The 13,262-nt window shown below is 66.4% G+C and carries 7 protein-coding genes; 2 read left to right on the top strand and 5 right to left on the bottom strand.

The window, feature by feature from the left end; translation table 11 throughout:
• Positions 1-181: 181 nt before the first annotated feature.
• Genes ACIRGA_RS32085 through ACIRGA_RS32075 form a run of 3 tightly spaced genes read right to left on the bottom strand, consistent with a single transcriptional unit; the run spans position 182 to position 4,106 of the window.
• Positions 182-1,306 (bottom strand): glycine amidinotransferase, encoded by a 1,125-nt coding sequence (locus tag ACIRGA_RS32085; protein WP_400948115.1) that lies wholly within the window; start codon positions 1,304-1,306, stop codon positions 182-184.
• A gap of 21 nt (positions 1,307-1,327) precedes the next feature.
• A complete protein-coding gene (locus ACIRGA_RS32080) occupies positions 1,328-2,884 on the bottom strand; it encodes an FAD-binding oxidoreductase (protein WP_400948112.1) in 1,557 nt (518 codons plus the stop codon).
• A 7-nt stretch (positions 2,885-2,891) separates the two neighbouring features.
• Positions 2,892-4,106: a cytochrome P450 gene (locus ACIRGA_RS32075; RefSeq protein ID WP_400948109.1), complete on the bottom strand. Its 1,215-nt coding sequence runs from the start codon at positions 4,104-4,106 to the stop codon at positions 2,892-2,894.
• 132 nt (positions 4,107-4,238) lie between these two features.
• On the opposite strand from ACIRGA_RS32075, the gene ACIRGA_RS32070 reads away from it, so the two are divergent.
• A complete protein-coding gene (locus tag ACIRGA_RS32070) occupies positions 4,239-4,679 on the top strand; it encodes a YybH family protein (RefSeq protein WP_400948106.1) in 441 nt (146 codons plus the stop codon).
• Between the two features lie 369 nt (positions 4,680-5,048).
• Positions 5,049-5,783 (top strand): SDR family NAD(P)-dependent oxidoreductase, encoded by a 735-nt coding sequence (locus ACIRGA_RS32065; RefSeq protein ID WP_400948103.1) that lies wholly within the window; start codon positions 5,049-5,051, stop codon positions 5,781-5,783.
• 78 nt (positions 5,784-5,861) lie between these two features.
• Here the strand turns inward: ACIRGA_RS32065 and ACIRGA_RS32060 are convergent, their stop codons facing one another.
• On the bottom strand, positions 5,862-11,462 hold the full coding sequence (locus ACIRGA_RS32060) for an SDR family oxidoreductase (protein WP_400948101.1): 5,601 nt from the start codon (positions 11,460-11,462) through the stop codon (positions 5,862-5,864).
• Positions 11,459-12,901 carry an acyltransferase domain-containing protein gene (locus ACIRGA_RS32055; protein ID WP_400948098.1) on the bottom strand — a complete coding sequence of 481 codons (1,443 nt, stop codon included), beginning with the start codon at positions 12,899-12,901 and terminating at the stop codon, positions 11,459-11,461. The genes ACIRGA_RS32060 and ACIRGA_RS32055 overlap by 4 nt, the downstream gene beginning before the upstream one ends.
• Positions 12,902-13,262: the final 361 nt, after the last annotated feature.

The following is a 13,262-nucleotide window of genomic DNA, read 5'->3' as shown; positions in this document are numbered from 1 at the left end:
CGGCCCCCTCGTTACCTTCTTCGTAGCTCCTGATCAAGGAGTTCGTGGTCGAACGGTGCTTCAACCGGCTCAAACAGTTCCGCGACCTGGCCACCTGCTACGCCAACGCGCCGCCTGCTACCAGGTCGAACTCACCATCGCCGCGATCGAGCTCTGGCTCCAGTGACCTACAGGACACGGCTTAGTCCCAATAGTCCTCCGGCCCGCCGTCTCGCACGGTATCGAGGGTGAAGCAGTGGAACCCACCGCCGAACAGGCGGCGGTGCCGGTGCCGGACCGGGACGACAGTGAAGCCCGCAGCTTCCAGGCGGCGCATCAGTTCCGGGGACAACGAGTTCACCACGATGGTCTCTGCATCGACCGAGAGCACATTCAGGTCGATGTAGGGCGTGGTGAGAATCAGGTCGTCGTCATCGTAAGCGGGGAAGTTGTTCTCGCTGGGCTCCGGTGCGATGATCCGGTCCCAGGTTCGCAGCTGCTCGGGCAGATAGTCCACAACGGACTCGTTCCGCAGCAGCAGGGTGCCGGGGCGTAACGGCAGCACCAGGCTGTCGATGTGGTTGCCCGAGAGCCTTTTGACGGCGTGCAGCCGGAACCGTCCTTCAAGGTGGCGGCGCAGCCACTCCAATCCCAGCTCGTGGTTTTCGGTCGCCACGTTGACGATCACGTCCCGGCCGAACCGGAGACACTGGGCCGCGTCGATCATGATCTCGAAGCCGATGTCCGCGGGGGATGGTGTCCTTTTGACGATGCTCTCCGCGGCCGGCGTGTTCTGACCAGACACCCACTCCGTGTCGAACGAGAGGTCCGTCATGACGGGCCGCGGCATGGTCGTCCACCGGCTGCCCTGTCGGAAATAGTCATACAGAACCGGCTTCAGCAGGTCGTTCTCGAAGTACCGGGCACGCACCTGCGGCGGCGTTTCGACGACCTCGTCGCCGAAGACGATAGCCTGATCGCGAACGTTGAGTGCCGGTGTCGGCGTCGCCGAGAACGAGGGTGTGGTAATGACATTGGGGCCGGAGAGTTCGAGCGGCCGATGTACACTCACCGATAACTGCTTCAGTGCGTCGACGAACAACTCGATGTCCTCCTCGAGTTCTTCGACGTAGCGTGTCTTCGGCGCATGCGAATCCTTCGCCCCGGTCCGCCCCGGCTGGTATTTCGGGTAGTAGAACGCGGAGTTGGCCTCGTCATGGAAGAACAGCTTGAACGACAGCTCAATGTCGTGCTGCGTCAAGTTGATCCCTGATCCGACGATGACTTCCCTGAGTGGCGACCACTCGTCGTAGCTATTGATTTTCACGGCTACTCCGATCAAGTTGACTTATTCGTAACGCCCCGGTGACAGGACGTTCGCGGGATCCAGTGCTGACTTGAGCCGGCGAAGTATTGGCAGTGAATCGTCACTGGCTCGATGCATGACGTCCATGCTGCTGGTCGGCACGCGATAGGGGATGTAGCCAGTTTCGGCGAACCGCTTGTGCATGAGCGCACTGGCTTCCGCCGCGCGTTTGCTCTCGGATTCGACGCTGCGGTCGAACGGGATCGCGACCGTCATCGCGATACTGCGGGGCGCTACTAGATGCAGGCCGATGTTCGTCTCGAAACCGGCATCGGTGCAGACCTCCCGCACGATCGCGGCGGCGGCGACAACATGCGCTCCGACGAAGGGAACGACCGGGCAGCACCAGATCAGCCCACAGCCGTCCCGGTCCAGATGCAACGGGGAGTCCGGGATCGGCTTGCGAAGGCGCCAGTAGGCCATGCGAAGGTGAGTTTCGACCGGGGTGCCGACCGCGGCTGCCTCGACGATCGCGTCTCCGGTAGCGGACTCGAGTGTGTCCGCGCAGCCGGACAGTTCTGCCTCGACGCGGGACCAGAGCGCCTCCGAGATGGCATCGTCCGCGGCGTAGATGACGCCCCCGCCGTTCCATCGAAGCACGCCGTGTTCATGGCGGAGCCGGCTCAGCACCTCAGAGGGCAACGCCTGGCCGGAATCGCACTCATCGAACGGGAACTGGCGTTGCTCAGCGATGGCCCGCACGTCGTTGGCGAACACCAGACCGCCGTCCAGGACCCGGCTCAGCCGCAACCGCCGCAACGCGTCGATGAGCCGGGACAGGGACTCGTCGGAGTCGACTGCGAAGCTGAACGTACGTGCGCCAGCGGGCCTCGGCGCCAGCCACAACGTCAACTGGGTGACTACGCCTAAGTTCGACTGTGTGAAAATGCCGTCCAGCCACGGCCCGACTCCCCAGCGATGGAGCGATTTCGTCAGCGCGCCAGGGAAGCGGGAAAACCCGGTTCGGATCGTTTCGCCGGTCGAGAGAACCACCTCGAGGGCGCAGACGTTCTCGAACCGGTCTCCGTTCACGCCCTCGGCATCGCCTCGTTCGAGAACGTTGCCGACGATGCTCGAATCCGGTGAACTGCCGGTGACACCGAATTGCAGTCGCGACCCACGCGATGCCAGGAATTCGCTCAGCTGCCGCTGCGTCACGCCAGGCTGCACCGCGACATAGGCAAGCTCCTCGTCGAAATCGACGATCCGGTTCATGCGCGTCAGCACCATGAGGACGCAGCCAGGACGGGGTGGGACGGCCGAGCCCAGCCCCCAATTGCGCCCGGTGCTCACGGTGTATAGGGGGACTCGGTGCCGCGCCGCTACTTTCAGGCACGACGCGACCTCGTCGGCGGTGGCGGGCCAGATGACCGCCAGTGGTACGGCATTCGTCGGGTAAGTGGCCTGGCCCCATTTATCGATATCGGCCTCGGCAGTCGACACCCATTTATCAGCCAGGATCTCCTGCCAATCCCCGATCGCCTGGGGCAGACGTGACCTCACGTCTTCGGATTCCAAGGAAGGCTGGATTTCGTCCATGATGACATCACCGTTCCTTATCGGCAACGATCGGCAAGGCCGCCAGTGCGCGGTCCATCAGGCAGTGGCGGAACCGCACATCCGCTCGGTTCACGGCGAGACTGATCGTGTCGAAACGTTCGAGCAGCCTGGTGAAGAAGATTCTCGCCTCCAGTTGTGCCAGCGCGCTGCCGAAGCAGGAGTGCCGCCCACGGCCGAACGCGAGATGCGTATTGTTGTTGGGCCGCAACGGATCAAACTCGTCCGGCCGCTCGAACCGCGCGGGGTCTCGATTCGCGGAACCCAGCAGCAGCCACACCGGCTCGTATGCCGCGATGGTTCTGCCCGCGATCGTGCAATCGGTGCGGGGAAAGCGCCACAGCGAGGTGGCGGCGACCGATTCGTAACGCAGCATCTCCTCGATTACCGCCGTCATACCGTCGGGACGCGCCCGCAAGGCCGCGAGCTGCTCGGGGTGATCGAGCAGAATGAGTAACCCCATACTCAGCAGATTGGCCGGACTGACGGTGCAACCCTCGATCATCGTCATGAGCAGGTCAAGCAGCCGCTCAGTGTCCAGTTCGCCGTTGGCGGCGAGGGTGCGGGCAAGACCGCCGTCATACCCTCCGGGGGCTTCCACCACGGTCCGGCGGAGCCAGGACCGGACCTCGTTCTTGGCGCGATCCGCAGCCGTGGCCGTGTCAGGATCCGTCGACATCATCGTGTACAACTGAATCGACAGCTCGCGCGCCTGACTATGTGGCGTGCCCAACGCATGACACGCGACGCGAGTGGAGATCATCCAGGCAAGCCCGAGAACCGCGTCCATCGGTCGGCCGCGTGAGGCGGTCAGGTCGTCCAGTACGTGATCGACGATCGTGGTGATCTCGTCTTCGAGGTTCTGGACGTGCCGCGCCGTGAACAATCCGCTGACGAGCCCGCGGAGGTGGGTGTGTTCGGGGGGATCCATCTGGGTCATGCCGGGCGTGTTCGCCGCGCCGAGGCCAAGATACTCGCGGAACTCGACTGGGGCGTGCTCGAAAGAATTGGAGAACGATTCGTCCAACAGGATGGACTTGACTTCGTCGTATCGGGATACCAGCCAGACCGGGGTACCACCACCCGGAAGCATCGTCGAGTGGACGGGATCGTTCCGGCGCAACCATTCCCACGCCGGATGTGGATCCTGAAAGTATGCCTCGCCGAACAGTTCGGTTGTCGGCCGCGTACGAACCGTAGACATACCGGACTCCTGATCAACTCGGGGTGCCTGACGGGTAGGGGTAGCCTGACCGACCCGCGCGATCCTGGATATAGCCTTTAGGCCACGTATCACTGGTCACTTGGCCATCCCTGTTCAGAATGGATGTTCGCGATGACGGAGAGTGACGAGGCAGTTGGCGTCGATATTGTCCGCAACGAGGTCCTTGACATGTCGGCCAGGCTTGTGTACGCCTACGGGAAGCACGACACCGAGGCTTATTTCGCCGGTTTTGCCGCAGACGCTACCTTCGTTTTCCACGATCACCCGACAGTGATCTCCGACCGGGCCGAATACGAGACCATCTGGCGTCGCTGGGAAAGTCAGGGAATGCGCGTGCTGAGCTGCCAGTCACTCGACGGGGCCGTGCAGGTCCTCGACGAGGACAACGCGATCTTCACGCACGTGGTGCGGACGCGGGTGACCTTCGGAGCGGAGGTGATGCTCAGGGAGCGGGAGACCATTGTCTTCCACCGTTACGCCCAGGGCTGGCTCGCCGTTCACGATCATCTGTCCGCCGAGCCGGGCGAAGCCAACGAGACGAGTGAGTCGTAACTGATCGACGACCGACGCACGGCCTTGTGTACGCGACCGGCCAGTGACGGACTGGCCGCCGGCGTGGCCACTTACACCTTAAAGCGGCGTTGAGTCGAAAAGGATCGCTAGTTGCGGCTTCGACTGATGGCGGGGCCCTTGGATGCATGATCCTGGTCCAGCCGCGATTGTGGAAGTGGGACCGCTCGAGTGCGAATCGAGCGTGAGGTTGAGTTCCAGGCTCGCGGGAACAGGGTCCCGAATAGCGAAAGACTTCGGCGGAGAATGGACCTGACCTCGCCGTTGGTCGCCAGCACCGCCCCGATGATCAGTAGTGCCTGACCATATGGACGATGCTGTCTGTGCGCATCGCGTCTATCGTGATCAAGTATGCGAGTCGTGATCACAGGTGGGGCATCCGGGATCGGCAAGGCTCTTGCACGACGGTTCGTCGACGACGGTGCCCGCGTCGCGGTGCTGGACGTGGATCGAGAAGGCCTGACGGCGTTACGGAATACCTTGCCCGGACTCGAAGTGGCTGCCGAAGCCGACGTCAGCGACCGCGCGCGTGTGGCCGAGGTGTTCGCCGACCTGGACCGGTTGTGGGGCGGTGTTGACACGCTGTTCAACAATGCCGGTGTCATGCGGCACGCATCGTTCCTGGAGGCAGACGCGGCCGGCTGGGAACGTGTCCTGGCGGTGAACCTGACGGGTGCATTCCATGTGGGGCAGGAAGCCGCGCGCCGCATGGACGCAGGTGACGGCGGTGTCATCGTCAATGTTTCCTCCGTGAGCGGAATGGTCGGCATGCCGGACTACGTCAGCTACAACGTCAGTAAGGCGGGGCTCATCGAGTTCACCAAGACACTGGCGCTCGAGCTGGGACCGAAGATCCGGGTCAACGCGATCTGCCCGGGCTTCGTGCACACGCCCCTGATCGACCGTGAGATCGCCAGCCCCGAGGATCAGGCCGCGATGGCCGCCCGGCTGCCCGCGGGGCGGATGGCCCACCCGGACGAGGTAGCGGCACTCGGGGCTTACCTGGCCTCGAACGCCGCCGCCTTCATTACGGGCCAGGCCTTTGTCATCGACGGTGGTGAGACCGCCGGTGGCCTGGCGTCGTGATGGAGCTAAGCGAAACTCCTCAGTGTTACTAGATCAAGTTCCCCAGGTCGGGTGTTCAGGCGGCAGGAAAGGACGCCTTCACGTGGCCGTGACCAGTGAGCGTTCGGTGTCGTCCACGTCGTAGATCTCACAGCCGGTGATCCGGATCAGCACCCGCCCGTCCATTGTGGACGCCTCGTCGATGTTCCCGGCGGCGACGTGGTTGAGCACGATGCCATCGGGATTCGCCCGGGAGACCGGGCCGTCGCCACCCGCGGTGAAGAAGTCGATCCGCCCGATGGCACGGGGGACGGCGAGGAGGTGGACACCGTTCTCGTCCGTCCGCAGCATCCGTGTCCGGGCCAGCGCGTCGAGAAGGACCGACGGGACCGGCGGATTCTCCTGCAGCGTCCGGTCCGACTCGGTCGCCGGGGGCACGTACACCCATCGGGCGCTCGCGCCGCGGGGACCTTCGACCGATTCGGTGGTCGCTTGGAAGACGCCGCCGAGGTAGACACCGCTGCCTGCCCGGTAGTACGGGTCGTCCGAGTGTTTCCCGGTGACCCGTTCCGCCGCCGACGGAGACGGCGCCAGGGGTCCCAGTTCGGCGACGCAGGTGAAGTGTGGCCGGTCGCGACGCAGGACCCGGCCAAGCCGGTCCACGACGTCACTGGTGATCCGGACCTCCACCAGCGCCTTGTCGCCATCGTGGCCGGAGAATGTCGCCGTCACCCGGTAGGGGCTTCCCGGCCTGGCCTTCGGAGCCACGAACGCGTGGAACCGCAGATCACGCAGGGCGCTCACCGGACGGTCCGGGAACAGTTCCGTCGCCGCCTCGGCCGCGACCGTGGCGAGGCCGGTGCCGTGCAGGGTGCGCTTGTCGTTCACGAGGTGTTCGGCCAGGAATCCGGCCGTCCGGTCCCCGAGTTCGAGCACCCACTCCGCCGAGCCGGCGTCGAACCGGTACGGAGTGCCGAGCAGCCACGGTGCCCGCGCCGGGCGGTTCCGGACGAATCCGGGGAACTGCTCGGAGAAGGTCTCCCGCTCCCTCGGGTTCAGGAAGGCGACCAACGGCTCGGAAGCCGGGAACCGGGTCAGTTCCGCGACGAAGTGCCGCACTCCTTCGGCGGGGTTGAGCGGGGCCATGATCCCGGCCCGCTCGTTGTTGCCCTGCATGAGGTCCGACCCGCCCATCCCGACCTCGGACCAGATCGGCCACACCAGGGTGCGTTCTTCGAGACCCCGGGCGAAGGTGTTCGCCCGGGCCGCCCCGTGGAGGAAGTCGTTTCCCGGTGCGTAGTCGGTTTCGCCCGGCAGGCCGACCAGGCCCGCCACTGAACCGAAGTTGCACCACGAAAGAGGTTGCGTGTCCCCGAACGCTTCCTTGAGGTTGTGATAGCCGCGCCGCTTCACGTCACGGATCCGACGCAGGCCGTCGAGAGTGATCCGCGAGATGTCGCCGCCGTTGTGCAGGCCCGCTCCGTGAACGAGCAGGTCCACCTGCGGCTCCGTCTCTTGGATCCGCTGGACCGCCGCGGCGACCGCAGCGGCGGAGTTGAGATCGCAGGACAGATAGTGCACCGCGTCCTCGCCGCACAACGCACGCAGTTCACGCAGGTTCAGCAGCGATTCGCGGGCGTTGAGCAGCTTGGCGAACCGGCCGTTCAGCTCACGCACCGACAGGTCGGACCGCTTCGCGCGTTCGGCCGCGATGAACTCGCCACGGAGGCGGTTCAAATCCGAATCCGGCGCGTCGAGGATGTGCTCGGGCACATCCCGAAGCTGCGACGAACCCAGGAGCCAGAGCCGGATCCGTTGTGCGGCGGCGAGTTCCTTCATACAGGCCGCCGTGATCCCGCGAGCGCCACCAGTGGTCACGACGACGGCGCCGGGACGAAGGACCGGGCCGATCTCGTCGAGCTCCGAAGGCGAAGCCACGATCGTCGTCCGCAACCGCTTCCCGTCACGGTGGATCACCACGGGGTTCCCGCCGTAGTTCGCCAGTTCCCGGTTGACCACGTCCCAGTCCGAGGTGCCGATGACCACGGCGAGCCGGGCGCCGCGCAGATCCCACGCGAGGCTGCTCACCATGGCCGAGAACAGCCCGGTGTCGGGATGGGGCACGCCGCCCGCGAGAGCGTCGTCGATGACGACGCCGAGCGACCCGCCGTCGTCGATGCGGTCGCGACAGGCCTTCGCGGCCAGGAAGAGCGCCTCGTGGGCGAGCACGAGGTTGTCGTCCACCGAAGTCGGCCAGCCCGCTTTCCGGGTCGAGACGACCACGCGCACGTGGGAGAACCGGCCTTCGTCGAGGGACACCTGTGCTTCGACCGGGACGGCGCTGTCCAGCTCGCGAACGACGGCACCCGCTTCGCGCACGGCCGCGGGCACCAGATCCGCGCATCCTGGCTGGGCGAGGACCAGCCAGTCGGGGCCGGGCGGAATCGTCCAGCTTCCATCCGCCGGTTCGAGGTCCTCGGCCAGCGAACAGACGTAGCGATCGTTGCGGCGGACGCGTTCGGTGCGGGCAGGCGCGGTGAGCGTCACCGTCGGAGCCGGGAACGCGCCCGCGATCTCCCGCCGAGGGGTCTCGTCCAGTGTGGCCAGCGCGGTGAGCAGGTCGATCGCACCGTGGGCGCCGAGATAGTCGCGCTCGCGTGCGCCGGATTCCCCGGACGTCGAAGGCGCCTCCGTCGACAGCTCGCACAGCACCGGCCAGCCGGCCGCCACAGCGTCCCCACGGCGGGCCAGCGCCATGAGAAAAGCCCCCTCCCCCAGCGCTTCGCGGCCAAGGAGCGTCTCCAGCTCCGGGGAGCTGTTGCCGTTGACCGCGAGCACGAGTGCGAGATCGAGGGTGCCGTCGCGCAGGTACCGGCGCGCGATGTCGACGGCGTGCAGGGTCGCGGCGGGGCCCGCGTCGGCGAGCACGACCGGACCGTTGAGGTCGTAGTGGTTGGCGATCCTGGCCGGGATCACGTTGCCCATCAGACCGGGCTGACTGTCCTGAGTGGTCACCGGCGTGTTTTCCCGTACCAGCTTGACGGCGGCCTCGGCCGCCACGGCGTAGTCGTCCGCGGACAGTCCCGCCGGGTTCCAGGACAGCAGATCGTCGGCGTAGGAACGCAAAGCCGTCTCCAGCCAGGACGTCGCCGGGCCGTAGTGCGCGCCGATCACGCCGGTGGTCGGCTCGATGCCGCGCCAGAGCAAGCCGTTTTCCGTCACGAACCGATCGGCGACTTCCAGTGCCATCAGCTGGGTCCGGTCCACCGCGTTCGAGGCGGCGGGCGGCATCTTCGTGACGCGCACCGGCGGTGCCGGATACGGCGACGGGAAGGACGCGGCTTCGGCGGGTGGCTTTCCCGCTCGGAGCCGGTCGAGCACGGTGGCGGCGTCCGGCGATCCGGGAAGATGCGCGGACCAGCCCACCAGGACGATCGGCTCGTCGTGAGCGCCCTCCGGCTTGCTCCTGGCCACCGGGGCGCCCGGTGCGGGTTCCTTCCGCAGCAGCAGATGTCCGTTGGTGCCACCGAAACCGAATCCGGATACGCCCACGGTGCGCGACGACGCGGGCAGCGGCGTGTCCTGCGCCGGAACCGTGACCCGCCGCGATTCGAGCAGCTCACCCTCGCCGGGGATGGGACGTTGCGCGGGCACGACGCCGTTGCGCAGGCCCAGCACGGCATGGATGACCGACACCGCGCCGGCGGCCCAGCCGGTGTGCCCGACCAGTGGCTTGTTCGAGGTGCACAGAACCGGAACGGCGGGGGCGAGCTCATCGAGAGCGGCCAGTTCGACGGCGTCGCCCGCGTTGGTGCCAGTGCCGTGCCCGACGATCCAGCCGATCTCGTCCGCGGGCACCTGCGATGCCCTGCCCGCCCTGGTCACCGCCAGTTTTTGGCCATGGGGATTCGGTGCCGCGATGGCGCGGCCCCGGCCGTCCGCGGCGGCCCCGAAGCCGGCGAGGACGGCGAGCACTTCGTCGCCGTCGCGCCGGGCGTCGGAGAGACGGCGCACCGCGACCACGGCGGCCCCGTCGGAGAACAGTGTCCCGTCGGCCGACTGCTGGAAGGAAGCGACCTTGCCCGCCTTGCTGAGCCCGGACAGCTTGCCGAACAGCACGTTGAACCGCGGGGTGACCATGAAGTAGCCCCCGCAGAGAGCCAGCTCGGCCCGGCCGTCGAGCACCGCGGACATACCTTGCTCGAGGGCGTACAGCGACGACGAACAGGCCGTGTCGACCACGGTGAACGGCGTGTTCCCCGGCAGGAGACCGTCGATCGCGTGCTGGACGATCCCGTCCGGCAGGTGTCCGGCGGCAGGCCCGACGTCGAGGTCGTAGCGGGTCCGCAGCGCGGCACGGAGTTCGTCGAGCGAGACCGGGTTTTCGCCTGGCCAATGCTCGGCGAGCCGCCGGGCGTAACCCTCCACCACCATCGCCTGTTCGAAGTGCTGGTCTCCGTCCGAACAGGCCCCGATGTGACAGCTGGTCCGCAGGCCTCGGCCGGCGGACGCTGGCAGGGCCTGACGCAGGGCCCGGCGCAGCCAGGACGCGGACAAGCTCGCCTCCGGGGCGACGTCGTCGGACCGGCCGGCCCGGACGAAGCCGGAGACACTGGCGTAGGTGCGGTCCTGGTCGCCCGGCGACGCGGCCCAGAACGTCTCGTCCGGGTAGCGGTCGCCCGGCGGGGAGAACGCGGGCTCTCCGGTCCGCAGCAGGTTCCAGAACTCTTCCGGGGATTCCGCTCCGGGAACGACTAATCCCATGCCGACGATCGCGACGCAGTCGTCCTCGGTGCCGCCGGTCACCGGCTCGGTGCGTGCCGGGGCGGCCGCGAGCACCGGTTCCGGCGCGGGGGCCGGTGCGGTGACTGCCGGCGCGGGCGGGGCGGCGGCCACGATCCGCTCTCGCCCACCCCAGGTGCCCCCGGCGCGGATCAGCGCTCCACCCAGCCGGAGACCGCCGTCGTTGACGACTTCTTCACCGGTCATCCAGGACGACTGGTCCGACGCCAGGAACGCGACGAGCTTCGCGTTCTCTTCGAAGGTGCCCAGCCGGTTCAGCGGAGTGCCCGCGACGGTGGCTTCGAGAACCTTTTCGCTGTCCGGGAACAGCCCGACGGTCCTGCTTTCCAGCATTCCGGCGGACGCCATGTTGACCCGGATGCCGTACGGGCCGAATTCGACGGCGAGGTACCGGGTGAGCTGTTCGAGCGCGCCCTTGCAGACGGCGGGACAGAGGTAGTTGTCGATCACCACGCTCGTGCCGATCGAGCCCAGGTTCACGATGGCGCCGCCGTGTTCCCGCATCAACGGGAAAGCGGCCCTGGAACAGCGGCGTGGACCGTGCACGTTGGTGTTGATCGCGCGTTCCCAGTCGCGCTCGGTCAGCACCTCGGGTGGTTCGAATACCCCGCGGGCGGCGTTGTTGACCAGTACGTCGAGCCTGCCGTGCCGACGTCCGATCTCCTCGAACATCGCGTCCACGGACTCGGCCTTCGCCACGCTGGCGCGCAGGCCTTCCGCCGAGCCACCGGCGGAGACGATGGCTCGGACGGTCTCCTCGGCTGCCTCCTCATCGTGGAACCAGTTGACGATGACGTGGGCACCTCGCCCGGCCAGTTCGTGCGCGATCGCCCGGCCCTGCCCTTTCGAGCCGCCGGTGACCAGGCAGATCTTGCCGTGGAAGTCCTGACCGTTCACACCCGCGCTCCCTGGTGATTCAGTTCGACGATCAGCCCGGCGATGGACTCGAGGGTCGTGTAGTCGGTGATCCGGATGTGGTCGGCCTCGGGAACGTCGTAGCGCTTCCTCGCCCGCTGCAAGAGTTCGGTCTGGCGGATCGAGTCGATGCCGAGATCGGCCTCGAGTTCCACGCCGGCCTCGAAGACGTCGGCGGGATAGCCGACCGCGTCGGCATACAGCGTCTTGAGTTCGCCGAGCACCTCCGTCTCGGAGAGTTCGCCTTCCCCGCCCGCGGTTTCGCTCGCAACGGAGGTGGCCCGCTGGGCCGGCAACGGTTCGACCGGCACCGGCTCGACGGAAGCCATGGGCTCCGGCGCGACCGGGGCCAGGGCGGCGGGAGCGGAGGCGACAGGAGCGGGCGCGGCCGTCACCTGCAGCTTGGTTTCGACATCGGCATAGAGGACACGTACTTCGGCCAGCACGCCCGCGTCGTCGGCACGGCGGCGGAACGGCGCGCTGGTGCTGATCCCGGCCAAGGTCGTGGCCGCGAGGTCCACCAGCGTCGACCGTGCCCCGCACTCGACGAACCGGGATTCGCCTTCCGCGCGGATCGTGTGCAGCGCGCCGAGGAAGTGCACCGGCCGGACCAGATGGCTCGACAGCACCTCCAGAACATCCTCAGAGGTCTCGATCCGACGTCCGAGAACGGGCGAGTGGATCGCGATTCGCGGTACTCGTGGGTCGATCGTGGCCACCGTCCGGGTGAACAGCTCGTTGGCCTGGCCGAGGAGCCGGTGGTTGTGGAACGGGTAAGGCACCCGGAGGACGGTGGCCTTGACGCCCAGTGCGCAGGCGACGTCCGCGAGACGGGCGACAGCCGACTCGGACCCGGAGACCACCACTTGGTCATAGGCGTTGTCCGCGGCGACCACGAGACTGCGGTCGGCCATCGCGGCGACCAGGTGTTCCACCCGCCGGCAGCCCGCTTCGATCGCGACCATGCCCCCGGAGGCCCCCGAGGCGCGCAGCGCTCGGTCACGCGCCACCACGAGTGTGACACCTTCTTCCAGCGTCAAGGCGCCGGAGACCACCAGTGCGGCGAACTCGCCGAAACTGTGGCCGACGAGCAGCGTCGGCGAAAGGCCGAACTCCTCCTGGTAAAGCCGTGCGGCCACGACCTGGGAAGCGAAGATCGCCAGGCTCAATGCCGGGACGTCGCTCTCCAGAAGATTGTCCAAGGTGGGGGAAGCGGGGTCGGTGAGCAGGGACGTCACCGTGGGGCCGCCTGCCCGCAACGAATATTCGTCCATCTGGGTGAGTTCGGCGGCGATGGCGGGGAAGGCGGGCCCACTGGCACCGAAGACGCCGGCCAGATAAGCACCTTGACCCGGGAAAAGAAACGTCGAGGAAACAGATTTCGGCTGCACAGAAACTCCGGGGGACTCGCTTTTCGACATATTTCACACCAAGGGAGCATGTAATTTTATAAGTCAAAGAATAACACGTTCGAGTGACAGTCGATGAACTTCGGTCTTTTTGTCCAACAGAAAAGGTCTAACATGCAATTCGGTCACTTTAAGCAACCATCGCAAGATTTCACCACGCGAAAAAGTAGCCCTCCTCCTGGGCAAACAGGGACAGCGCCCTCAAGATTGAGAGGATTTCCTTACGGCAAGAGTGACACAAGGTAGCCACCGATGGCGAGTACGACGCCCAGCCGTCTTCGGTCGAACAAACTCGAAAACCTACGGACACCCGATTCATCCACAGAGGCCACGACAGGGCTTTAAAACATTGCGAGCACACTCGTCGCGGCCG

The sequence above is a fragment of the Amycolatopsis sp. NPDC102389 genome, from assembly GCF_044765885.1.
GTDB lineage: Bacteria > Actinomycetota > Actinomycetes > Mycobacteriales > Pseudonocardiaceae > Amycolatopsis.
The sequence above is the reverse complement of the archived record's forward strand: the minus strand, read 5'-3'. Positions and strand labels throughout refer to the sequence as shown.